At 47.0% G+C, this 24,633-nt stretch carries 18 protein-coding genes and 1 other RNA gene; 1 reads left to right on the top strand and 18 read right to left on the bottom strand.

Annotation, left to right across the window (positions count from 1 at the left end; translation table 11 throughout):
* The first annotated feature begins 147 nt into the window (after positions 1–147).
* Complete coding sequence (locus EL84_RS09340) at positions 148–3,321, top strand: alpha-mannosidase (RefSeq protein ID WP_082218931.1); 3,174 nt, start codon at positions 148–150, stop codon at positions 3,319–3,321.
* A 109-nt stretch (positions 3,322–3,430) separates the two neighbouring features.
* Here the strand turns inward: EL84_RS09340 and EL84_RS09335 are convergent, their stop codons facing one another.
* The 18 genes from EL84_RS09335 to rnr all read right to left on the bottom strand — a co-directional run bounded on the left by EL84_RS09335 (position 3,431) and on the right by rnr (position 24,149).
* Positions 3,431–4,285: an aldo/keto reductase gene (locus EL84_RS09335; protein WP_047841475.1), complete on the bottom strand. Its 855-nt coding sequence runs from the start codon at positions 4,283–4,285 to the stop codon at positions 3,431–3,433.
* A gap of 166 nt (positions 4,286–4,451) precedes the next feature.
* On the bottom strand, positions 4,452–5,696 hold the full coding sequence (locus tag EL84_RS09330; RefSeq protein WP_047841474.1) for a macrolide family glycosyltransferase: 1,245 nt from the start codon (positions 5,694–5,696) through the stop codon (positions 4,452–4,454).
* A gap of 181 nt (positions 5,697–5,877) precedes the next feature.
* Complete coding sequence (locus EL84_RS09325; RefSeq protein WP_047841473.1) at positions 5,878–6,327, bottom strand: hypothetical protein; 450 nt, start codon at positions 6,325–6,327, stop codon at positions 5,878–5,880.
* Positions 6,328–6,709: 382 nt separating this feature from the next.
* The gene (locus EL84_RS09320; RefSeq protein ID WP_047841472.1) at positions 6,710–7,963 is read right to left on the bottom strand and encodes a mechanosensitive ion channel family protein; all 1,254 of its coding nucleotides are present in this window, start codon (positions 7,961–7,963) and stop codon (positions 6,710–6,712) included.
* Between the two features lie 148 nt (positions 7,964–8,111).
* Positions 8,112–8,753, bottom strand: coding sequence for a polysaccharide deacetylase family protein (locus EL84_RS09315; protein WP_047841471.1), 642 nt, complete (start codon positions 8,751–8,753; stop codon positions 8,112–8,114).
* Between the two features lie 186 nt (positions 8,754–8,939).
* Positions 8,940–9,815: a carbohydrate ABC transporter permease gene (locus EL84_RS09310; RefSeq protein ID WP_047841470.1), complete on the bottom strand. Its 876-nt coding sequence runs from the start codon at positions 9,813–9,815 to the stop codon at positions 8,940–8,942.
* Positions 9,816–9,830: 15 nt separating this feature from the next.
* Positions 9,831–10,700 carry a carbohydrate ABC transporter permease gene (locus EL84_RS09305; protein WP_047841469.1) on the bottom strand — a complete coding sequence of 290 codons (870 nt, stop codon included), beginning with the start codon at positions 10,698–10,700 and terminating at the stop codon, positions 9,831–9,833.
* Between the two features lie 141 nt (positions 10,701–10,841).
* The gene (locus EL84_RS09300; protein ID WP_047841468.1) at positions 10,842–12,155 is read right to left on the bottom strand and encodes an extracellular solute-binding protein; all 1,314 of its coding nucleotides are present in this window, start codon (positions 12,153–12,155) and stop codon (positions 10,842–10,844) included.
* Between the two features lie 154 nt (positions 12,156–12,309).
* Complete coding sequence (locus tag EL84_RS09295; protein ID WP_047841467.1) at positions 12,310–14,076, bottom strand: response regulator; 1,767 nt, start codon at positions 14,074–14,076, stop codon at positions 12,310–12,312.
* Positions 14,067–16,199, bottom strand: coding sequence for a sensor histidine kinase (locus tag EL84_RS09290; protein WP_235431509.1), 2,133 nt, complete (start codon positions 16,197–16,199; stop codon positions 14,067–14,069). The genes EL84_RS09295 and EL84_RS09290 overlap by 10 nt, the downstream gene beginning before the upstream one ends.
* A gap of 585 nt (positions 16,200–16,784) precedes the next feature.
* Positions 16,785–17,147 carry a hypothetical protein gene (locus EL84_RS09285; protein ID WP_047841466.1) on the bottom strand — a complete coding sequence of 121 codons (363 nt, stop codon included), beginning with the start codon at positions 17,145–17,147 and terminating at the stop codon, positions 16,785–16,787.
* Between the two features lie 108 nt (positions 17,148–17,255).
* Positions 17,256–17,963: a uracil-DNA glycosylase gene (locus EL84_RS09280; RefSeq protein WP_053061436.1), complete on the bottom strand. Its 708-nt coding sequence runs from the start codon at positions 17,961–17,963 to the stop codon at positions 17,256–17,258.
* A 131-nt stretch (positions 17,964–18,094) separates the two neighbouring features.
* Complete coding sequence (locus EL84_RS09275) at positions 18,095–19,081, bottom strand: metal-dependent hydrolase (protein ID WP_082218930.1); 987 nt, start codon at positions 19,079–19,081, stop codon at positions 18,095–18,097.
* A gap of 98 nt (positions 19,082–19,179) precedes the next feature.
* Positions 19,180–19,392: a dephospho-CoA kinase gene (locus tag EL84_RS09270; protein WP_235431508.1), complete on the bottom strand. Its 213-nt coding sequence runs from the start codon at positions 19,390–19,392 to the stop codon at positions 19,180–19,182.
* Positions 19,385–19,582, bottom strand: a complete 198-nt coding sequence (locus tag EL84_RS09265; protein ID WP_047841464.1) for a hypothetical protein — start codon at positions 19,580–19,582, stop codon at positions 19,385–19,387. The genes EL84_RS09270 and EL84_RS09265 overlap by 8 nt, the downstream gene beginning before the upstream one ends.
* 86 nt (positions 19,583–19,668) lie before the next feature.
* Positions 19,669–20,033, bottom strand: a transfer-messenger RNA (tmRNA) gene (gene ssrA, locus EL84_RS31260).
* A gap of 577 nt (positions 20,034–20,610) precedes the next feature.
* Positions 20,611–21,093 carry an SsrA-binding protein SmpB gene (gene smpB / locus EL84_RS09260; protein ID WP_036674736.1) on the bottom strand — a complete coding sequence of 161 codons (483 nt, stop codon included), beginning with the start codon at positions 21,091–21,093 and terminating at the stop codon, positions 20,611–20,613.
* A 260-nt stretch (positions 21,094–21,353) separates the two neighbouring features.
* Complete coding sequence (gene rnr / locus EL84_RS09255) at positions 21,354–24,149, bottom strand: ribonuclease R (RefSeq protein ID WP_047841463.1); 2,796 nt, start codon at positions 24,147–24,149, stop codon at positions 21,354–21,356.
* Positions 24,150–24,633: the final 484 nt, after the last annotated feature.

Raw genomic sequence — 24,633 nt, 5'->3', positions numbered from 1 at the left:
TAAAAAGACGTTATTTTCAGCATACAATACATAGTTTCGCCCATTTCTCTTTTGTTATGATAGAGTTGATATGTTAGCGCTTGCAGTATTATCACTCCAACAACGACTACAGCCTGTACTTACTACAAACCAAGGTGGGAAACCAACATGAAAATGAATTCCTTGTATACTCGAATCCATACCATTGTGAAACACTTGGAACGTGCACGACTAACCTCAAAAACATATATCCCTGAGCTTTATCATAAAGAAAGTGGTTACCACTCCTGGGAACTGGTGCATGAGGACCCTTCCTCCTGGAACGTATTTCGTAAGGGTGATGGCTGGGGTGGTAAAGATGTACACAGCTGCTTCAAAACCAAGATTCGCATCCCGGATCATATGGAAGGAAAAAAGGTCGTTTGTGCCATCGTCACCGGTGCTGATGATATCTGGAATTACGATAATCCGCAATTTCTGGCATTCCTCAATGGGGAATTAATCTGCGGTCTGGATGTTAACCATACGGAGATTGACTTGACTCCATCCGCGGTGAAGGGCGAAGAGTTTGAGTTGGCATTATATGCATATTGCAGTACGTCTGCCGCAGATGTTTTTCTAAATGTATATATCGCCGAGCATCATCAGCAAGTCTCCGATTTGTATTATGATCTCAAGGCTGCGCTGGATGCAGCGGATCTGCTGCGTGAGGATGATCTGGAGCGGCTGAAGTTAGTCGAACATCTGAATAAAGCCGTGAATTTGCTGGATTTGCGCCAGGAAAACAGCGCAGAATTCCATGCGTCGGTACTGGAAGCACGCCAATATCTGCAAGATTATGTCTATGGTGATATCCGCCCTGCCGGTGATCACATCCCTACCGTGCACTGTATCGGGCACACGCATATTGATGTGGCATGGCTGTGGACGCTGGATCAGACTAGGGAGAAGGTCATTCGTAGCTTTGCGAGTGTACTCTACTTGATGGACAAGTTCCCGGAGTATACCTTCATGTCCTCTCAGCCCCAGCTGTATGCGTACTTGAAAGCAGACTACCCATCCCTATATGAGAAAATTAAGGAAAAGGTGGCCGAAGGCCGCTGGGAAGCGGAAGGTTCAATGTGGCTGGAAGCCGATTGTAACCTGATCTCGGGTGAATCCATGATTCGTCAGATTATATACGGGAAACGTTTCTTCAAGGAAGAATTCGGTGTGGAGAACCGTGTGCTCTGGTTGCCGGATGTATTTGGTTATAGTGCAGCGATGCCGCAGATTATGCGCAAGAGCGGCATTGATTATTTTATGACAACCAAAATCGCCTGGAACGATACAAACCAGATTCCAAACGACACGATGTACTGGCGAGGAATCGACGGATCAGAAGTCCTGACCCATTTCATCACAGCAACAGACTATGACAAACACCCTGATTTCAGGCAGCGTCGCTTCGAAACGACCTATAATGGTCGGTTTAATGCTTCGCAAGTAAAAGGTACGTGGCAGCGATACCAGAACAAAAACATCAATGCAGATGTCCTGCAATGTTTCGGATTCGGAGATGGCGGCGGTGGACCAACCGAAGAGATGCTGGAGCATGGCAGACGACTTGATATTGGATTGCCGGGTGTACCCACGGTGAAACGTACCTTTGTACGCGAGTTTTTCGAGAAGCTGGAGCAAAATCTGGCTGATGTTCCTTCCGTTCCTCGCTGGTCGGGTGAGCTGTATCTGGAGTATCACCGGGGTACCTATACTTCTATGGCGCGTAACAAACGGTACAACCGTCATAGCGAATTTGCGCTGGCTGATGCCGAGCTGTATGCCATGATTCATCGTCAGGCGAATGCACAGGCGGCCTATCCAACCGATGCACTGGAGCATGCATGGAAGCTGACGATGCTGAACCAGTTCCATGATATTCTCCCGGGCAGCTCCATTGAGCAGGTATATGTGGATTCCAAGGAGCAATATGAAGAAGTGCTACGTGTCACGGATGAGCTGAAAGACAGTGCGCTGAACGGCATTGCAAGCCAAATTACATCTGATGGCGAAGCCATTGTAGTATTCAACACGACCGGATTTGTACGGACGGATGTGGTTGAACTGCCTGCTTTTGCGAGAAAAGTAACCGTCTATGATGGAGATCGCCCTGTACCAAGCCAGCGGACTCCCGAGGGAGGCCTCGTGTTCCTTGCAGAGAACGTGCCTGCATCCGGGTATAAATCTTTCCGAATCACACCAGATCTGACAGACGAGCTTGTCGCGGGAGTTTCGGTTGCACAGTGGGAAGCAGATCGGCGCCATATCCAAACACCTTGGTACGATATTCACCTGAATGAAAGTGCCGAGTTCACATCCGTATGGGACAAGCTGGAGGGCCGTGAGCTGCTCCAGTCTGGCAAGCGTGGTAACGTGCTGCAAGTGTTCGAGGATCGACCTGCGGAATACGAGGCATGGAACATTGACGATTATTATGAACAGCATATGTGGGAGATTAATGACCTGCAGTCGCTGGAGTGGGTTGAAAGTGGGCCGGTACGTTCCGTGCTTCAAGTGAAGCGACAGTTCCTGGACTCGGTCATTGAGCAGACGATCATCTTCTATGCGCACACGCGCCGGATTGATTTCCGTACGTTTGTGGATTGGAAGCAGGAGCATTTGCTGCTGAAAGCCGCTTTCCCGCTGGATATCTGGAGTGAAAAGGCCGTCTACGAAATCCAGTACGGCAACGTTGAGCGTGCTTCCCACCGTAATACGAGCTGGGATCAAGCCCGATTTGAAGTATGCGGGCAGAAGTGGGCCGATCTGGCGGAGAACGGGTACGGTGCTGCTCTGCTGAACGACTGCAAATACGGATATGATATTCATAACTCGGTGATGCGACTGTCGCTGATCAAGAGCGCAACGTACCCGAATGAAAATGCCGACAAAGAGCAGCACGTATTCACCTACGCGCTCTATCCGCATCAGGGCGACTTCCGTGAAGGACGTGTCATCCAAGCTGCTTATGATCTCAACCGTCCGTTGGTTGCCCGTGAGATTACATCGCAAACCGGTACGTTGCCGGGAACATGGTCACTTGCATCGGTCGATCAGGATAATGTCGTGCTGGAGGTTATCAAAAAAGCCGAGAACAACGATGATATGATCATCCGTCTCTATGAAGCACACGGCCGTCGCAGCCGTGCTTCCCTGCAATTGCCTGAGGGAGCAGGTGCTACGGCGTACGCGTGTGATTTGCTCGAGAATAACGAAGCGGAATGCGCCGTGGAAAATGGTCAAATTTCTTTTGATATCAAACCGTATGAGATTCTGACTTTCCGTATCCCTGCTGAACAGTAAACAGAAATTACGCAACATGAAAAACTGCAACATTGCTTAATATGCTTCAACAATAAAGGGCTGCTTCCTGTCATATCTGACATGGGAGCAGCCCTTCATTTGTCGTTCTTTAAAATTCTTCGTACTCGCTTGGGTCCTGATCCCACAACCGTCCATCCGGACGATTAAATGTAGAGATGACCTGCATCTCTTCTGTGCTCAACTCAAAATCGAATATATCGATATTTTCCTGCTGATGCTGTAAGGAGCCAGCCTTCGGAATTGGAATAGAACCAAGCTGAACATGCCAGCGCAGAATGATCTGGGTTGGCGTTTTGCCATGCGTTTCCGCAATCCGAAGAATGTTCTCATCCTTCAGAATATCCTGTACGGCATCATTGCCACGTCCAATCGGACTCCAGGATTCGTTCACGATGCCATGCTTTGTATCCTGTTCCCGCTGATCGGCTTGGTCGAAGAACGGATGCAGCTCAATCTGATTCAGACTCGGCGCTATCCCCGTTTCCTTAATCAGCCGTTCATTGTGCTCAGGCAGGAAGTTGCTGACTCCAATGGATCGGATATATCCACGTTTTTTGGCTTCGATCAGTGCTTGCCATGCCTCGACATACATGTCCTTTTTCGGATTGGGCCAGTGAATCAGATACAGGTCGTAATAATCCAGATCCGCTCTGTACAGGGATTCCTGGATTGCCACGAGTGCTTTATCATGAGCGTGATAACGCCCCGGCAGCTTCGAGGAAATGAGCAGATCTTCTCTGGCGATGGAGCTTTGTTTGATTGCTCTGCCCACCGTTGCCTCATTCTCATAGTTATACGCCGTATCAATTAATCGATAACCCGCATCCATTGCGGACGCGATCGATTTAACGCCTTCTTCACCTTTTAAACTATAGGTACCAAATCCAATTGCAGGCACTTTCAAGCCATCGTTCAATGTATATTCCGGAATTTGATGATTCATCTGAAGACTCTCCTTTGCAAAAGGTATACGAACAATATGGTAAAAATAATGCCCCTCTCCGTTTATCTACCCCTCCATACGCGCTTGAATCAATTGGAAGTCACCACTCCGTTTTAGTCGGGTGACGGCTTTCTCGTCTTGCTCTCATGAAAGGTTGTCTCCCTTTTCATTCAAACGAAGAGATGGGCGTGGCCGATAACGGTTGATTGCCTATAAAGTTCTTAATAGCCATAGCAGCCTGCTTATACCCGCCAGCATCGCGTAACGTTTCCCCAATAACCTCAGCATGCTCCTTGTAGGAGGCATTACCGAGCACTTCTAATACTGCGTTTCTAAGCACATCGGGTGTAAGGTTATTTTTGTCCACGATGACTCCTGCTCCCAACTCCTGTACCCGGCCTGCTACACGCGGCTGATCCGATGTTAACGGAAGCATGATTAACGGTACATTGTAATACAAAGCTTCGCTGGTACTGTTCATGCCTGCATGTGTCAGAAAAGCATCTACACACTGCAACACTTCCAGTTGAGGGACATAGGGTCTTCTGATGAAATTGTCAGGAATGAGATCAGCAATGGGCTCCAAATCGGTATCCTTCCCAGAAGACAAGATAAACTGCACAGGCAAATCACGAAAGGCCGTAAAGCAAAGCTTATAAAACTCAAGATCTTTATTTAAAATGGTTCCCATCGAAATATAAACGACCTGCTTATAAAGAGCATGCAGAGATTCATTTGCAAAAGCTGGCGCATCCTTGCGTGGGATAATGGATGGGCCGGTGAACACAAAGCTGTCGTCCAGCTTGTCCCCCATGGGTTGAAAATAACGACTTGTATAGACAATCTTCAGTTGTCCTGAATGCCCTGAAAGTTCCGCCAGGGAAGGTACAGCCACATCGAACTGGGAAGCTATTTGCTGGGACATTTCCACGATGCTGTTATATAGCTCCTTGACCTCCTCCGTATCATCATTCAGTTGATTGTCTGATCCAAGAGGCTCCACAAAAACAAAGGTGCTGGTTGAGCATACCGTTGGTATACCTAACTTCTCACCTAGAATTTGTCCTCCCCAGCCTATAATGGAGTCAAAAATGATATAATCGTAGGTTTCATGTTCGATCAGATTCAGAACATCTGGTATAAAGCGTTGAATCACTTTATTCAATATCATATATAAAAATTGGTAAGGATGCTTGAGTTCAAATGGCTTCATACCAGGGTTGTTGAGCAGGGTTGCCTCGTTGAAGGAATAGGCCTTAAATTGTGCACCTAACGCTTCAATCTTCGTCCGGTATTTTTCAGTACAACAATAGACGACCTCATCTCCGCTCTCTATCAACTCCTTGATTAATCCAAGCGACGGATTGATATGGCCTTCTGCAGGGATCATCACAACTAATACACGTGCCACGGCACTCACCTCCATTAAATTTTCCAATGCACTCAAGTGGGGGATATGGTAACCCATTCTTCCAGACCATTGGCTTGAATAAATAAAACTCTACTACCTCATTGAGGCGGTAGAGTTCCTATTCATGAGACGGAAGCATTAAAGTCTACGATACCTAACGTTTTTTACTCTCACGAGCTGGTCACGGCACCCAGACATCCCTTTTATAAAAAGTTACGCTGTAAGCATCGGTATCGCTGTATCGTCCATCTTTGCTTATCACTTTAAAATATACATTATTGTAGTCGACAAGAACCGTATCCGCTCCTGACGTATTCGTAGAAGAAGCAACCAAATTTCCAGCGCTGTCATAGGCGTACAGATCGTAATCATAGCCGGAAGGAGAACCCAGCACGACAGATTTGCCATGCCCTCTGAATGTAAAGTAGTCTACATCTGTCGGGGATGATAGATAAGACCAAGCACTTCCACCCCAGTAAGCCGGACCGTAGGGAGTGGCCACCGTTTGCGTTGGGATTTTATACGCGCTGCTCAAAGTGTCATTCGACTCGTAATTATCCGCCAAGGCCGTACCCACAATCGATCCTGATAAAAGCGTTATCATAATAGCAGAATACAATGTTTTCTTCATTTCATTCTCCCTCCATTTCTTTTGAAAAGTTAGCACGCCAAAGAGACTTCATGCTTTTCCCTCGTTCATAGACACGCCTGATCAGAAAAAGCTCCAAATCACTCCTTTCAAAATATGGAATTAATTATAATATAATGAAAAATATATGTATTGTCTACTTGTTTTTACAGTAATTCTGTTTTGCTAACTGTATTTGATCCCTATCCCATGAACTGACCGTCAATCTCATAAATAAAACATTTGAATGTGTTCCTGTGAACTTAAAAATTAGCCAACTTGTTAAGACTCCACGTATCCTCACCCGTGGCCGAAATGGAGGTGCATCCAAACGTAAAAACGACCACCAATATGGTGGCCGTCACATCTATTTTGATAAATCCTCTTAATACTCTCGCACATATTGCTTATCCTCTTTCAGCTGCACAATGTCATGTCCAGTTGGATTCTGGAAGGCCCGTAGTCCAAATGTCGACGCCACCGCGAAGATATGGTCAAAGATATCCGCCTGAACGTTCTCATATACACCCCAGTTGATATCATTGCTGAATGCATAGATTTCCAGAGGCAGCCCGCGATCTTCCGGTGCTAATTGTCGCACAATCATCGTCATATCTTTATTGATTTTTGGATGATTCCTCAAATATTGATGGATATATTCCCGGAATACACCGACATTTGTCAGTTGTCTGCCGTTCACGTTGCTTTCGGTATTCACCTCGTGCTCCATGTTGTATGCTTGAATTTCCTTTAATTTTGCCGTGACATAATCAGTCAGGTAGTGGATTTTCTCAAATTCAGCCACCATCTCTTCCGTACAAAAACGGATACTGCTGATATCAATATAGATACTCCGCTTAATCCTTCTGCCGCCGGACACCTGCATACCTCTCCAGTTACGGAACGAGTCCGAAATGAGAGCATAGCTTGGAATCATCGTAATGGTTTTATCAAAATTCATAACCTTTACCGTATTCAATGTAATGTCGATGACATCACCGTCCGCATTATACTTTGGCATCTCGATCCAGTCACCAACACGCACCATATCGTTCGACGATAGCTGTACACCGGCCACGAGGCCTAGGATTGAGTCTTTGAATACGAGCATTAATACCGCCGATAACGCCCCAAGTCCACTAAGGATAATGAGCGGGTTCTGTCCAATCAGGCTGGAGATGACGATGATGCCCCCGATAATGAACAGGACAATCTTGGCTACCTGAATGTAACTCTTGATTGGGCGAATCTTCGACACCTCATAGGTACGATAGATATCATCGAATACATTCAGCAAAGCATTCAGAACCGTAATCATGATTACAATCATATAGGTCATTGCTGATTTTTCAATTATGGCCTGATAGGGCGAGAAAATATAAGCAGAATAATAGATTATAATGGCTGGCACAAGATGCGACAGCTTCTGAAATAAATTTTTCTGAACCACAATATGGCCCCACTTGAAACGGTTGTTACTTACGATACGATGGACCGTCTTCAGTACCACTCGCTTAGCAATCACATTCGCCAATATCGAGATCACTGCTATAAAAATAATCATAATGATGTTTGAAAGATAACCAATGGAGGGTCCACTCATGCCGAGTTCTTCTAGTTGATTTCTGATAAAGTCCATTGTTTCCTCCTGACATAATCTAGTTTAGCCTATTATTATAAAGTAGTTTGAGAGGGCAAGCAAAGTTTGTGCTCCCGCTTCATTCTTCCTATGTATTATATATATTAAAAAAAGACCCTGTCATTCAAAGAATGATGGGTCCACTTAATTATGTCGTCTTTATATCATGATCACGAGAAATGTCTAACAACTCACTCACCGTCACCAGACGGTACCCTTCCGCGACCAGCTCCTCCACCAGCACACGAACCGCCTCCACCGTCTGGGAACGATCCCCGTACCCGTCATGGAATATGAGCACGCTGCCGGGTTTCACTACAGACCGGGTATGCTCCAGAATGTGCTCAACGCCGGGATTGTCCCAATCCCTTGCATCACCGTTTACCGCACCAATCGTCCGATATCCACGCTCCGCCGCCAGAGACAGTATATCATCGTTTATGCCAAAATACGGCGGGCGGAAGCAGCGGGCAGGTTGCCCCGTAACTTCTTGAACAAGATTTTCTGCGCGTTGCAGCTCCTCCCCGGCTTCCTCCAGCGTCAACTTGGTCAGATCCGGATGCGTGTACGTATGGTTGGCGATCTCATGCCCTTCACGGTGCACCTCCGCGGCAATCTCCGGGTGAGTCTCCATCTCTTGGCCAATCATGAAAAACGTCGCCCGCCCACCGGCACGCCGGAAAATCTCAAGCACTTGAGGTGTATACACCGGATGCGGCCCATCATCAAACGTGAACGCCACAACTTTTTTTCGAACTGGCTCCTGCTCTACCATCGCGATATTGACCATAAATAATGACCCCTCTCTGCAACTGCCTGCTACATACCCCCTTATTATTCCATGACCACAGGCTCCGGTCTAGTCCAGAGATCACACCTTGCGAAATCCCAAATCAAGCCGATATCCACCAGAAAGAGAGTACAGCGAGCGAGCAGTAAGCCCTTCTACCGCCACGCCCTCCAGTCCAGCCTCCAGCTAACCTTTGATTGCACCTGCGATCATACTCTTCTGCACCTGTTTGTTCAGCAGCAGATAGATGACCACCGTTGGCACTGTCGTAATCATCAGTCCAGCACCAATGATACCCCATTGCGTAATGTACGTTCCCACCATCGACATCATACCCACCGTCAACGTCTGGTAAGCCGTGTTATTGATAAACGTAACTGCAAACATCAGCTCATTCCAGCATGACAGAAATGTGAAGATGGCTACCGTTGATATAGCCGGGGTTACCAGAGGCAGGATAATGGAGAAAAACGTCCGGTATATGCCGCAGCCGTCGATAACCGCCGACTCCTCCATCTCTCTTGGGATACCTTTGAAAAAACTGCCCAGAATGAATACCGCCATCGGAATGCCAAATGCCACATAGGGAATGATCAGAGACCAGTAACTGTTGAGCAGGCTCAGATTCTTCAAAATAATAAACAATGGCAGCAGCGCCGCATGAATCGGCACCATCATGCCCAGCAAAATAATCGTCATCGTCAACCCGCTAAGCTTCCAGTTCATTCTCGTGATTGCGTAACCCGTCATGGAGGACAGGATCAGTACCAAGACAATGGAGGCCGCAGTAACCAGCACACTATTCATAAAATAGGTCAGCACATGGCCGTCGGACATTGCTTTGGTGTAGTTGCTCCACAGAAACGCTTTGGGCAACCCGGCCACATCACCGCTGAAAATCTCACTGTTATCCTTCAGGGAAAACAGCGCCAGCCAGATGAGCGGGTAGATCTGCACAATCGCGACGAGGATCAGAAACGCTTGCAGGAACACTTTCCCGATCGGTCCGGAGATGGACCTCGGCTTGGGCTTTTTATGCAACATGACTTCTACGGTACTCATGCCTTATGCCTCCCTCTACTCCGTTTTGAAAAATGAATTAATGAGGATCGTACACACCAAACACTCCACAATAATAAAGACCGAGATCGCACTGCCATATCCATACCGGAACGTATCAAAAATGGTAGCGTACATCAGCGTGCTTGGCACTTCAGTAGTGTAAAATGGCCCGCCACCTGTCAGCACATAGATTAGGTCAAACACCTTGAATGCACCGATAACCGAAAAAACAAGGCTTACCTTCAGAATCGGCTTCATCAGCGGGATCATGATGGACCACGCCGTGCGAATACGGGAAGCACCATCCATTCGAGCCGCTTCGAGTACATCCTGAGACACGGACTTCGCACCTGCATACATCAGCAGCATGTGATACCCCACGTACTGCCACAAGGTTGGAATAAAAGATGCCGCCAGCGCGGTGTCCTTCTGCCCCAGCCAGTCCTGCGCCAGGCTGGATAAACCGATACTTTGCAGCAGCACGTTCAGCAGGCCGTAATCGGCATTGTAGATTTTTGACCACAACTGGGCAATAACCACCGTCGAGATCAACACCGGGATGAAATACACGGTCCGGTAGAAACCTTCCCCCTTGACGTTGGACGCCAGAATCAGTGCGAGCACCAGCGAGATCGGCAGTTGAATGAACACCGAAGCACCTGCGAATAACAGGGAGTTTTTGACCGAATTCAGCACCCGGGTATCCTTAAACATCTCCACATAGTTGTCCAAGCCGATAAATGTACCCCTGCCCACGCCGTTCCAGTCCAGCAGACTGTAATAACTTGAGACAAAGATGGGAATAAGCACAATTCCGCAGAAGAGAATCAGTGTGGGCAGTACAAAGACGGCGATCGTGCCTTTATTGGAAAATACAGAGTTCATTATTGTTCTCCTCTCAAAGGCGTGACCGGGATATACCGGACCACGCCTTGTTTGGGTTCATCTTCATTGTTAGCAGGCTTCAGCTTGGCAAGCTCAAAAGCATACACATGTAAGGATTGCGCGCATATTAGCCTGCGCGATCTACAGGCTCAGCTCTGTTGGTTTGAGCTGTGCCATCTGTTTGCAGAACTCCTCCGGTGTTACATCGCCGGCAAGCAGCTGGGCAATCAGGTTTTTGTGCGCTTCGGCAGACTCCGCTGGCAGAATGTTATCCCACCACGCGATGAATGAGGTCGCCGTTTTCATAATATCTGCCGCAGATAGATCAAGGGAGGACAGGCTGGACGTGTCGAGTGCATCTGTTTTCCAGCTTGGCAGGCCGGCTCCAGCCAGGAAACCTTGCGTACCAAGCTGCTCGCTCAGATACATGAGGAATTCCACGGCTTCCTTCGAATGTTTGGTATTCTGGTTGATGTAGAAACCATCGACGGCTCCGCCGAAGATTTCGGTATTTGTACCTTTCCCATCTTCAAATACCGGGAATGGAATCACTTTCACTTTGCCTTTGACTGCGGAGGACGGGTCCTCAATTCCTGCATTTACCCAGTTGGCCTGGAACATCATCGCGCCATTGCCTGCATTAAATGCCCCAAGCATCTCGTCATAGCTCATGCTGAACATGCTGCTGTTGAACGCTCCTGCTTGCGCGAGCTGCTGCATCTTAGTCGCAGCGGCTACAAAGTCGGGCGAATCCCACTTTGACGGATCTTTGAAGGCTTCCATCACGGCAGCATTGCCTGCCTGACGCATCGCAATAATGTCGTACCAGTACATGCCCGGCCAGCGGTCCTTCTCTCCAATCACAGCCGGTGTGATTCCTGCCGCTTTCAGCTTGGAGACTGCATCCAGTAGTTCGTTATAGGTGGTCGGAATCTTGGCACCCGCCTGCTCGAACAGTTCTGTATTCACGTAAAGATTGGCGATATGTGTGTACACGGGCAATGTGTAGATTTTGCCGTCCATATTAATGGCCTCAGCCATTCCCGGGCCCATTCGTTCTTTGATATCGTCCGTCAGGTAACTTGAGATTTCCAGCACATTGCCGGATTTGATGTACGGCTGCATGAAGCTGCCGCCACCCATGCCATAGAACAGGTCTGGCGCCTCACCAGCCGCAATCGATGTTTTGACTTTGGTTTTATACTGTTCTCCTGTCGTGCCCGTACGTTCAACCTGGATGTCCGGATGCTCGCTGTTCCATTTCTCAACAATCTCGGGCAGCAGCTTGGCCGAAGGATCGGTATTGCCAACCGATTGATCCCATAGCGTCAGCTTGATCTTGCCATTACTTTCCCCCTGTGTACCACCGGACGAACCGGATGAACATGCCGCCAGAATGCTTACAATTCCCAGAGTCAGAATTAGACTTGCTGATTTTTTTAATAGCGCTTTCATCTCTATGGACCTCCCTATCTGTTTTAGTTGGTTCTAGCCCATATTTTAGGCGAACCGTGCGTTGTTCTCCATTTAGAAAACAGGCATCGATTTGTAATATTCGAACATATGTGGAATTGGAAGTGGTAGTGTGAGGGGTTTACATTCTCGTTTTTCAGGTTTTTACATTCCGATATTCATTCATGGATCGGCCGATATGTTTTTTGAACAAGACGCTGAAATAGTGTGGGTCCGGGATGCCTACCTGCTGCCCGATCTCATACCCCTTTAAATCGGTCTGCTTCAACAGCGTTTCGGCCTTTCTCATACGAAGCTGTGTCATATATTCCACAAATGTTTGCCCGGTTTCTTTTTTCATCAGCCGCCCCAGATGGCCCGAACTTACGTAAAAAGCAGCCGCGGTGCTGGAAAGTCCCACTTCCGCATTGCCCATGTTCTCTTCAAGATAAGCCATCACCCGGTCGATCAGATTACCTTCCTTGGCCTGTCGTTTGGCTTGTATGACATCCGATACCGTGCGGACATGCTGCTCCAGCATGCTTTTTAGTTCAGGCAGATGACCTGCTGTAAAAATGGCCGCAACGGCCTCTTTGTTCAATGCGTACTCTCCCTCAAGCTGTTGCTCTATGGCGGCACGCTGGCACTCCGTAACCACATCCATGGCTGCCATCCGAAACTGTGAAACGTCCGAGAACGGCACAAACAGCATACGCTCCAGCAACAATACGGCTTCTTCCCCCGCACCAACACTGACGTAAAATTGCAGTTGTTGGAGCAACTGAGCATCCGAGTGGTAGGGCCTCTTACCGTTTTCGATGACCAGATCCTCGAAGCAAATAACCTGATTTTTCCCCACAAACGCCTGATAATCGAGTGCACGACAAGCTTCCCGGTATCCCACACAGGCCCTTCCCCATCCTGATTGCCATTGCCCAATCCCTACGGTCACATCAACTTCACACCCTTCGAGCTTAAGTGTATGTTGAAGTTCTTCCTGAAGCTGCTGTACCTGATTGGTAAATTCCGTATCCGCACCAAGTGAGAGCACAACTATCCGGTTATGCGGGTCCATGACGATAATGGTTTGTAAATCCTGCGGATAAAATGCCTGCACCTGCTTCATACCTACCATTCGCAGCAAAATATGTATTTCCTCAGCGGGTTGTCGATGGGCTTCTGTTTGATGCTGGCTTAATTGGGGCTGACCATGTTGTTGTTGGGGTCCTCGATGTGCTTCATGTGTTTGGTGTGTTTGGCGTGTTTGGTGATATGGTTCGGACAGATGTGGATATACCTCTGGTGCAGCTATCTTCGCTTGCGGTACAGCAACCTCCACCTCCATTACTGCGATGCGCAATCCTGGTTCGCCAGACGAGATAGGAATGCCGAAGAAACGCCCCTTCTCTTGTAGTTCATCCTCAGGTATCACATCACTTAACCATTGATTTACAAACCTCTCCCTGAGATAAGGCAAACTCTGCTTCATCTCCTCCCGCAGCTTCATCAGCTCGTACTCACGCCCCATCTCCTGCTCGATTGCCACTCGCAGCTTCGTCGTAACCTGTAATAACTCAGAAGCACGGATGGGTTTCAAAATAAAATCGGATATGCCCAGCTTCACACTCTGACGAGCATATTCAAATTCATCATGTCCCGTCACAACCACGATTTTTATGTTCGGGTAACGCTCCATGAGGATGCCACTTAGTTCAATGCCGTCCATCTTTGGCATGTATATATCCGTGAACACGATGTCTGGACGCAACAACTCAACCTGATTCAAAGCCTCTGCAGCATCGGAGGCCTCGCCAATGATGGTCATGCCTTGCTGCTCCCAATCGATACGCATGCGCAACAGATTTCGGATGAGGTACTCGTCATCCACAATCAATACCTTTAATGGTTCCACAGTTAATTCCATGATTCATCGGCTCCCTTCGGGATCGTTATGATAATGGTGGTTCCTTTTCCAACCTCGCTCTGCAGCTTAAGTCCATCTTCTCTGTCATAGAAAATGCGAAGCCGCTCCATCGTTCCCCATAAGCCAAAGCTTGGATTGTGTTTAGCGTTATAGGTAGGATTAGAAGGATTAGAAGAGTTAGAAGTGTTAGATGGGTTAGATGAGTTAGATGAGTTAGAGCGATTAGACCTGTTCATTTCTGTTCGTTGAATCTGCTTCACTTCTTCCTCGGACATGCCGAGTCCGTCGTCAGTGATCGTTAGAAGTACTCCCTCCTTGGATCGACGAGCTTGGATGCGTATCGTGCCCGGGCTGCCTTTGGGACGAATACCGTGATACAGCGAATTTTCCACCAACGGCTGGAGCACAAGCTTGGGAATCATCACTAGTTCACAGCCTGAATCGATATCGTACTGCACCTCAAATACACCGGGGTATCGCACCTGCTGGATCGTCAGATAATTGCGTACAATCTCAACCTCCTCGTGCAGTGTAATCAGTTCACGCCCTTTGCTGACACTCAGCCGATAATAACTTCCGAGCGCTTCTAACAGCTCACATACCTTTTCGTTCATACCCGACATTGCCAGGGAGGTAATGGAATCAAGTGTGTTGTATAGAAAATGCGGCTTGATCTGCGCCTGAAGTGTATTCAGCTCTGCTCGGCGGATCGTCTGCTGCTCCTGAATGATGCGTTTCAACATCTGCTCAATCTGCTCGATCATCTGGTTGTAACCTCCATATAGCTGTGCGAATTCGTAACTGTTCAGCTCAACCGTCACTTTGCGGAAGTTGCCGCTTGGTGCTTTCTGCATGGAGCGAAGCAGCTTGTGAATCGGCTTAATGACGCTGCGCGAGATGATGAATGAACTGACAAAAAAGACAGTCCCGTTTACCGCCAGTAGGATCAGCGCAAGCAGCACCATGGATTTATTGCGGGTATCGGTAGCCTGGTATGGGCTCATGCTGATGAATTTCCACTGATCATCACCAGACGAACGATAGGTAACCGCATATTCCTGACCACCCGATTGCAAGGTGATGAAGCCGGAGAATTGCTCTTGAAATGTTTGTTTTAACTTGGCCTGATTGGCCTCTAACATCTCGTACATCCCTTCCTGTCCAGAAGCCGCAGATATGGATTCGCCGGATACAGCAGGCACGGACTTCTTTCCATCGGTAGCGTTGGTTGCAATCACCCGCTGATGCTCATCCAGGATGGCCACCTGAAATGAATCCGGTGCAGACAGGTTGGCATAGGCCTGAGCGATTGATTTGCCTTTGATGTTCATGACCAGAAATCCAAGCGGAGACGTATCATCCAAATCCCGAATGAGGCGAATAAACGACACCACCTCTTGCCCATCATTCTCCCCCGTCGCCGAGACTCCGCTGTCGTTGTTGCCACCATTCAGCCTGAGCAGATATCGTCCGTTATGCATCAGTGCCTGTTCGTACCACGGCGCTTCCTTCACATTTGCTTCCATAAACGTGGGCCATTCCTGTGTACCAACCGAGAATCGGTGCCCCGAATTATCGTAAATATAGACTGAATCGATAATTGGAACCGCTTGCATAAGATTGGTCAAATACGCGCTGACCTTGGACTGTGTCTGTAAATTGGAGTACACATTGCCCTGCCGCAGCAGGTTCTGCAAGTTGGGATCAGAGAAAATCATTTTCGAATAATTGTTCACGTTCTCGATCATCAGATTAACGTTGGTCTCAATGGATGTAATTGTCTGCAGTGATGCTTCATTGATCTTTCGTTGCGCGTCATTTTCCGAGATTCGATTCAAAACCAACGCACTAAACGCCACCGTTAGCAGAATAATGACAAAGTAGGCAAACGGGATTTTAAAAGCCAGCGTCTTGGGCTTGCGTTGAATGAACTCTTTGAAACGGGGGGTCCACTTCTTCTTCATTGCACTGGAGATTGCTTTCGTGTTTGCTTTCGTATTTGCGTTTGATTCTGCATTGGTCTCAACATCTGATGCTTTTGCTTTTGCTGTCGCTTCAATCGTTGCATCTTCTTCTGCTGCTTCTTCTGTCTTTGTTTTTGCATCCTTTGCTCTGTTTTTCACAGTGACCCTCCTTTGGTTCCGAGGTGTAATGGGCTTAACAGTTGGGATCGGATGACCTGTTGTGTTATCCACCACTCTCTTGGATTGTAACAATTGTATATTATAGGACGGTGTTTGGAGGAGGAACAATTCTTTTTATCACTTGGGGATGATATGACTGAGTGAAGTAGAATGAGGCTTTGGAAAGACGATTGCTGTGAATGCAAGGGGTAGGGGCCCCTAATTGGAGCCGCAAGAAGTATTGCTTTATAAAATTTTGGAGGTATAGATAATAAGATGTGGTTTGTACCGGATGGAGAGAGAAGCGGGGAGGCGGAGGATCTGAATACACAAAAGACACTGATAAACGTCTCTTGATATACCTTGCGTATGCGTATACTTTTGAGCAGGATTACGATATGTAGTTGCATATTTCAGACTACTGGCAGCGTATTGATCGAGTAGTTAAGGTTGGGAAGTCCAATAACGGTCTTCGGTCTTCGGTCTTCTAGCATGATAAATTTAAGTGGGGAAAGTGTCGGAGGCAAACTGCCCTCGGGCAGGACAAGTACAGAGTTCGTTTTGGTAAGAAACAGCGAATCGTGATCAAAGCGAGAATTCGGTAACGCCTTTTTTGGAGGCATATTTCAGCGTGTAGCTTCCTTCTATACCGTATGGCATCGTAGCGATTTGGATACGGGTGTAATCCAGCCGACTCTCCCTCAGCACTTTTTTAATTAGCGCTATGCTCCGATCTTCGTCCGTTACCACACAGAAAATGTTCATTACATATTCCTTAGGATCAGCCATACGGCTACCCAGATCACATCCATCCACCTCTCCCAAATCGGCCTGGGTTAGAACGGTTTCCAGATATTCCATCACCTTTTCCTTCAACCAATGATCTCGTTTGCTGCCCTGCGCGCTCTTCAGTGGATATTGCACCACAAGCCAGTATTTTTCACTCATTTAGCTTCACCAACCAATCTTTATATGATAGGGCATTACGTTATGTGTATAGCAGTTGGACGATAAAAACGCATATGTCAGCCTTACATTCCTCCAGTTAACAATGGGCTAGATAATTGACCTTACTGCTCTTTGGAATTGTACTGCCCTTCCATTTGCAGGATGAGGAACATGGTGATGTTTAATGAGATGTGAGCTTAACGTGTCTGCTGACTTTCTGCCAATAGCCACGATCTGAGCATCAGGATTCAGTTGCATAAGCTGTCTGGCGAATACCACACCATCCTCCAACTCTGCCAAAGTCGGCGTTCGATTCGTCATCCTGTTTTCAGAAGATTGATAGGGATGAAAGGGATAGATGTTCCAAAATATAAAGTCCGTTGGTTTCCACCTTGAACTGGATAACACTTCACCCCATATGATGGATGCTGTCGGCTCTGCGAATCCATACAGCGCCTGACTCCGGTTAGGTTTGGCGATATTGGGCAAGCTGGTTCGGACACCCGGCTCACCTGGAAAAATCATCTCGTGATTCACCAGCGAATGATTCCCGGTAACCATTCGCTCGGACGTCAAGGGTACACCGGAGAACCTCGCCCCTTGATATCCCACAGCTTCAGCAATAAAAATGTACCGAGCCTTGGACATTCTTGGTTCCAAATACCTGACCAAATGTTCAGAACGAATCTCCACCGCTTTGGGGCCTATATCATAGCCCGTCACATAGTCTCTCCAAGGATTAATCACATTTACTGGCGAGACATATGCTTGTACCCCTGCAACAAACTCGCGGATCTGTTGCTGCGTTTGGCTCATGTTTTTTTGCCTCCTTTGGGAGATTACGGAGTAAATTGGGCTTGCTTCAGCTTATTTTACAAAGATTATATCATAAACAGAAAAACCACCAACCAGAACGCTGGTTGATGGTGGATAGAAACTGTAGAAAACTATTGTGGTATAACTTCTTCCCACTGACCATTGGTGGTTTCTTTGTAGGTAAAAATGTTTCCATCATACTTTCCCTGAATAAAGTTAGAACCCGCTTCTTTCCATTCCTTAGTAACAGATAGGACAACTTTAGAATTCTGTGAATTTATTAAAACGTATTTCCCTCTTGATAAATTAATCTCAAAGGCTACTGGATAAAAATCGTACCAGAATAGATTGTCTGATTTCTCTCCCAGTATACCCGCATCACCAACTTTAGAGAAATGAGGACTGATGACTCGAAACCTGAACTCCAACCACTTTCTGGGATCTAAAGGAAATTCGTAATGACTATTGGGCTCCACTATAATATATGACTTTTCAGGAACCGGGTGTTGAACTTGAACTTTGTGCTCGATTATTTCTTTGGATATTACTCGAAAAACTAAATATACCAATATGAATAGTATCGAAGTAACTACGGGTAATTTAGGCTTGATCCTCAAAAAAACACTCAATCCAAGACCAATAATTAATGGAAACCATATCCATGGATCTCCCAATGTAATGGCTCCCATAATATATGACTTATCGCTAAGGGGATAGAATGCTGGTAAATCATGTCCCATATAGTCTAAAAATAAGTGTCCAAACAAGACAGACAAAATAGAAGATCCCCAGATTAATTTGAAACTTGTCTTTTTATAGAACAGTTTTGTCAAATATGCTATTCCTAAAGCTAAAAGGGGTGTAAACAATATAGAATGAGACCACGGAGCTACACTTCTATCCCCAAAAATATCAGGAATTATTCCACACAGTGCACCCGAACATAGACATATTATAAGATTTTTCCATGTATCCCTTGGCAAAAAGCAGTATGCAATTACCGCCCCAAGAAGAGCATGTGATAGAAGATGAAACAACAAATATAAGTACGGATCCAAAATAACTACTCCTTTACTCATTTCAAGCAAATATGTACCTGATAAGGTTGTCTCATTCAAAAAGCGTTAACCGCTTTTAATAAGCGACTATACTTCTTCTGCTATTTCCACATATTTTGAAACAAATGATCCAGAAAATGTCGTTTCAATAGCGAAGTTTATACCACTTTTAATGAGAGATCGAATTCTTTTACAGCTTCCCTGCCAGCAGACAGGTCAGCACTGCGCGGATTCTCTGGCTTCAACTCTCTTGCAATTTGATCCGGATCAACCAGTTCACCAAGCCACTCTCTCATTTGCATACTGAGTGTACTTTTCCCTGCTCCATTGGTTCCAGCAAACACCGTCATGACTGGTCTGATTTCACTCATGATACTCAAACTCCTGGCGTTTCCCAGTAGCATCAAATATAATTTCAAATTTATTTCCTTCAGCATCCTCACGGACACGTTTGTTATTCTTTATATAATAAATAGAGGCACCTGATTCTTTAGCTTGTTTCCGTGCATGTTGATTTGCTTTTTTCAAAATTTCTTGGAGCTGTTCTCGATTTTCAAACATCTTGAGTCCCCCAATCTAAATTTCTGTTTATTATATCATAAACTAAAAAACCACCAACCAGAACACTGGTTGATGGCTTTTGACTCTAATGGAGGCGAGGGGAGTCGAACCCCTGTCCGAAGATAACGGCACATAAGCTTCTACGGGTGTAGTCACAGTTTTGATGTCACCCGAGTATCGCCCCGTAACCGGCTATACGTTGGGTCAGCCTGATTGTCTTCTTCAGCACACCCCAGGCGGAGATGTGACAGCGTATCCCACTACTAGTTAGCCCCTATCCCTGTCACATGGGCGATGCAGGGTAGAAGCACGCACACAGTTTCTTAGGCTGCGAAAGCGTAGTTTGTTTGTTGTTTGCCGTTTAATAGGCTTTAGCGTTGATAAAGCGGACGCGTCCCCACTACCCGCTACCCATGCTCGAACTATCCCCGTCGAATCCATAAACGCCCCCTCAATGAAGAAGGGCTCCAGGATTAATCCGTGAATACGGAGCAAAGGTGCTGCACATCTTTTTCCTCCAAGGTAAAAAGATGCTTCTTTCAAACTCGGCATTCCTGTCTGCTACATGAGTAATCATAACACAGGACACATCACCGAAATAGTACAGATTGCTGGAAGACATTCCAGCAGGCTGAGCATGTGTACAAGGTTATCCAATACAACAGGCTCAATCGTCTACATATTATACCGCGTCACCAATCGGAAGTAAAGTTTACCCAGATTGGATCACGAACAACTGCACCTTAGTATTTTACCCACTCCTCTGGCAAACTACGCAACAGCTGATAATTTAGATTCATCAACGCGACAAGCTCCATGCTCCTACCGAATTCCCTTCAACACATATCAAAGGAAATCACCACACAATACACTTCAGCAATTCACATCACATCCACTTTCCACTAAAAATAAAAAAGCCCCAAGCTTGCCCATTGCAGGACAAACCTTGAGACTCCTTAACTCATACATCAAAGCTTCATCACAAAAACTAACTTATACACCTAAAGTAAAGCCGCCCAGCGCTCCACTTAACGCGCAACCTTCTGCTTCTCGCGCAGTACCCGTTGGATATCACGTTGTGCATCGCGCTTCGCGGCAGTTTCACGTTTATCATACTGCTTCTTACCTTTACCCAGTCCGAGCAAAAGCTTTGCATAACCATTGCGGATATAGATTTTCAGCGGAACAATGCTGTACCCATCCTGTTTCGACAGCCCGAGCAGCTTGTGAATCTGCACTTTATGCATCAACAACTTGCGCGTACGTGTTGGATCAAGCGGATTATTTCGGTTCCCTTGTTCAAAAGGACTAATATGCATATTGTGAATATGAATCTCACCGTTCCGAATCGTGGCAAATGCATCACCAATATTCGCACGGCCGTTACGAAGAGATTTGATCTCCGTTCCGGTAAGCACCATGCCCGCTTCATACGTATCTTCAATGAAGTAGTCATGGGAAGCCTTTTTATTCTGTGCGAGCACTTTACTCTGTCCATCATTCTTACCCATGTCCTCACTCCTTCTCCGTAAAATAAGCCGGTACCATGCTCTATAGCAGCGCACCCAATGTTGCACCAAGGTACCACGTGCCAGACCCTAATTGTAGCAAGTACGGCTGTTAAAATCAAGAAAGAGGCGACCTCTGCCGCCCCTCCTCATTACACCACTTTCAGACTGTGCGAAACAACACACCGGCTGAAGTGACTATTTTCTCCAACGCTTAACCTGGAGGAACGACTTGTAATCCATTTCTCCAAGTTACGTTAGCTTTATTTTTTCTTTTTCCGTACAAAAGCTGCCGTGCCGTTACCAGCTTCACCTTTGCTCTTCTTCCGCTTGCGTCGTGGTGCTCCGCCTTCCTGAGCGCCACCAGGAGTTGCATTCTCTCCAATAAATACGCCGCTCGGCGAAGTGTTTTTGCGTCCACTTCCGCCTTTGCCACCTTTATTGCCGCCCTTGCCTGACTTAAAGCTTCCTTCACCGCGACCGCTGCCGCTGTTCAGGCCACTTCCTTGTCCACCGGTTGAACTAGTATCCGATCCACCCGATGTAGAGCTATAACCGCCTTTACCTGAGCCAAAACCAAAGCTCACTGCGCCTTTACCCCGGCCAGTTGATCCTCCAGCATCACCAGCACGACGCTCACCTTTTGGTTTGCCGCCGCCTTTACCTGCGTAGCCACCAGATGAGCCTGCGCCCGCGCCTGCACTCGCTGCTCCACCGCGACCGCCACGTCCACCTTTGCTGCTTTCTTCCGTTGATCTGCCACCACGGTTGGCTCCAGCAGCGGATGAGCCGCCTTTGCCGCCTCGCGAACCGCTGAATCCACCTGGTCCACCCTTGGCACCGCCGCGACCGCCACCACTTGCTGGGCGACCACCTTTACCGCCACGTCCGCCACCGAAGCCGCCAGGACGTTCACCGCGAGGTTTCATATCGACCATTTCAAAATCAATCGTATACTCTTCCATGCTTACACGTGCCACACGGATCTTCACTTCATCACCGATGCGGAAGACTTTCGAGGTACGTTCACCAATCAGAGCCATATGCTGATCGTCAAAATGGTAATAGTCGTCCGTGAGTGCGCTCAGGCGAATCAGACCTTCAACCGTGTTCTCCAGTTCAATGAACATACCAAAGCTGGTCACACTGCTGATCATGCCTTCGAACTCTTCGCCTACTTTGTCGAGCATGTACTCGGCTTTTTTCATTTTCTCCGTATCCCGCTCAGCTTCTACCGCCACACGTTCACGTTCAGAAGACTGCTGCGCAATATCGGACATACGTGCTGCCAAATACTCCTGACGGTTCTCCGGCAATGCACCATTATTTTCAATGACTTCGCGAATCACCCGGTGAATGACAAGATCGGGATAACGACGAATTGGAGACGTAAAGTGACTATAGAATTCTGCCGCGAGGCCAAAGTGACCTGACATTTCAGAATCATACTTCGCCTGTTTCATGGAACGGAGCATCATCGTACTAATCACGGTTTGTTCTTTCGTTTCTTTGATATCCTCAAGCAACGATTGAAGCGCCCGTGGATGAATTGCATTGCCACGTCCTTTGACCTGGTGTCCAAAATTCGCAGCAAAGGCGAGGAAATTTTGCAGTTTTTCCTGATCCGGATCTTCGTGCACACGATAAATGAACGGAACCTTCAACCAGTGGAAATGCTCTGCCACTGTTTCGTTCGCTGCCAACATGAATTCCTCAATGATTTGCTCTGCAATCGAACGCTCCCGTTTCACGATATCTACCGGTTTGCATTCTGCGTCCACAATGATTTTGGATTCTTCAAAATCAAAGTCAACCGCACCACGGCGCATACGCATAGCACGCAGCTTCAAGGCAATCTCTTTCATCAGATGGAAATCATCTACCAGATCCTTATAACGCTCGAGCAATTCCGGCTCTTCACCTTCAAGGATTTTACGGACGTTGGAATACGTCATCCGCTCTTTGGTTTTGATTACACTTGTGAAAATGTCATGTTTTACAACCTTCATCTGGTCGTTAAACTCCATCTCACAAGACAGTGTCAAGCGGTCTACCTGCGGGTTCAAACTACAGATCCCGTTGGACAGACGCTGTGGCAGCATCGGAATAACCCGATCCACCAGATACACACTGCATCCACGGTTGTAGGCTTCCTGATCCAGCTTGGAATTCTCCTGCACATAATAGCCAACGTCGGCAATATGAACACCCAGACGATAGTTCCCGTTAGGCAGTTTCTCTACGTTAACAGCATCATCCAGATCCTTGGCATCTTCGCCATCAATCGTGACAATGTTAAGTCCGCGCAGATCACGGCGACCCTGTTGTACAATCTCTTCATCCGTGATGGAGTCGGGTGCTTTTTCCGCCTCTTCTACCACTTCATCAGGGAAAGCTTCAGGCAACTGATGCTTGCGAATGACGGACAAAATATCAATACCCGGCTCATCCTTATGACCGAGAATCTCGATCACTTCACCTTCGGCAGCCGCACGGCCCTCCGGATAGCTGACGATCTTGGCTACGACCTTCTGTCCATCAACCGCCCCAGCAAAGTTGGTACGTGGGATGAAAATATCGCGATTAATCCGTTTATCATCCGGAATGACAAATCCGTACACCTCATGGCTCTGGAACACACCAACGACTTGTGTCACAGCACGAGTAACAATACGGACGATCTCACCCTCCAAACGACCACCTGAAGGTCCTTGAGATGTGACTTTAACCAATACCGTATCACCATTCATCGCACTTTTCATATCATTGGCGTGAATGTACACATCCGGGTGCTCCCGATCCTCAGGGATAAGGAAAGCGAAACCTTTAGCGTGAGCCTGTAAACGTCCACGTACCAAATCCATGCGCTCTGGCATGCCATAGCGATTGTTACGGGTCAGCAAAACTTTACCGGATTCCTCCAGCGTATTAAGCATAATCAAAAAGGCTTTGAAATCAGCTGCATCTTCAATAGCGAAGTGCTGTTCCAACTCCTGATAAGTCATAGGTTTATAAGCGGTTTCCCGCATGAAGTCGAGCAATTGTTGTTCTGTTATCATTAATATATTCACCTCGGGAAACATAAAAGTGTAAGCAAGTCTCATCTCTTTATGTATCGGAATTCTTACCTTTTTCATGCAATACAATATCATTGCTGTGAAGAGTGTAGTAGTACAACCATACTATCTCATACCCTAGTATACACGAATTCAATCCGGCCCATCCGTACCTCGCAAAAAAACCACAGTTGCCGGGCGCTCCTCTAAAATCACGCTTTCACGTATCTCTACAGCATTTTATGCGATACACGTGCTGTGCGCATCTGGAAAAGGACTACATCCGAAAATTTTCTGTACACATGACATTCATTATAGGGAGTGAGTTCGCGTAACGAATAAGCGAGGGACATACCATACATGATAGGGGTGTGTTGCATGTTAAGGAAGGAAAACCAAACAGAAGTGAGAAGAAGACCGAAAATCATGGAGTCTATAGATTAAATTGTTGGAAAAGTTTGGACGCGTAAGAATTTATTAAAAAACC

Origin of the sequence: Paenibacillus sp. VT-400 (genome assembly GCF_001029205.1) — a bacterium.
Taxonomy (GTDB): Bacteria; Bacillota; Bacilli; order Paenibacillales; family Paenibacillaceae; genus Paenibacillus; species Paenibacillus amylolyticus.
Note: the sequence above shows the minus strand (reverse complement) of the source record. Positions and strands in the feature narration are given on the sequence as shown.

Excerpts from the sequence above, each read along its gene's own strand:
- EL84_RS09340 (WP_082218931.1), top strand. The coding sequence starts at position 148 with ATGAAAATGAATTCCTTGTATACTCGAATCCATACCATTGTGAAACAC.
- EL84_RS09335 (WP_047841475.1), bottom strand. The coding sequence starts at position 4,285 with ATGAATCATCAAATTCCGGAATATACATTGAACGATGGCTTGAAAGTG.
- EL84_RS09325 (WP_047841473.1), bottom strand. The coding sequence starts at position 6,327 with ATGAAGAAAACATTGTATTCTGCTATTATGATAACGCTTTTATCAGGA.
- EL84_RS09320 (WP_047841472.1), bottom strand. The coding sequence starts at position 7,963 with ATGGACTTTATCAGAAATCAACTAGAAGAACTCGGCATGAGTGGACCC.
- EL84_RS09315 (WP_047841471.1), bottom strand. The coding sequence starts at position 8,753 with ATGGTCAATATCGCGATGGTAGAGCAGGAGCCAGTTCGAAAAAAAGTT.
- EL84_RS09310 (WP_047841470.1), bottom strand. The coding sequence starts at position 9,815 with ATGAGTACCGTAGAAGTCATGTTGCATAAAAAGCCCAAGCCGAGGTCC.
- EL84_RS09305 (WP_047841469.1), bottom strand. The coding sequence starts at position 10,700 with ATGAACTCTGTATTTTCCAATAAAGGCACGATCGCCGTCTTTGTACTG.
- EL84_RS09300 (WP_047841468.1), bottom strand. The coding sequence starts at position 12,155 with ATGAAAGCGCTATTAAAAAAATCAGCAAGTCTAATTCTGACTCTGGGA.
- EL84_RS09295 (WP_047841467.1), bottom strand. The coding sequence starts at position 14,076 with ATGGAATTAACTGTGGAACCATTAAAGGTATTGATTGTGGATGACGAG.
- EL84_RS09285 (WP_047841466.1), bottom strand. The coding sequence starts at position 17,147 with ATGAGTGAAAAATACTGGCTTGTGGTGCAATATCCACTGAAGAGCGCG.
- EL84_RS09280 (WP_053061436.1), bottom strand. The coding sequence starts at position 17,963 with ATGAGCCAAACGCAGCAACAGATCCGCGAGTTTGTTGCAGGGGTACAA.
- EL84_RS09270 (WP_235431508.1), bottom strand. The coding sequence starts at position 19,392 with ATGAGTGAAATCAGACCAGTCATGACGGTGTTTGCTGGAACCAATGGA.
- EL84_RS09265 (WP_047841464.1), bottom strand. The coding sequence starts at position 19,582 with ATGTTTGAAAATCGAGAACAGCTCCAAGAAATTTTGAAAAAAGCAAAT.
- smpB (WP_036674736.1), bottom strand. The coding sequence starts at position 21,093 with ATGGGTAAGAATGATGGACAGAGTAAAGTGCTCGCACAGAATAAAAAG.
- rnr (WP_047841463.1), bottom strand. The coding sequence starts at position 24,149 with ATGATAACAGAACAACAATTGCTCGACTTCATGCGGGAAACCGCTTAT.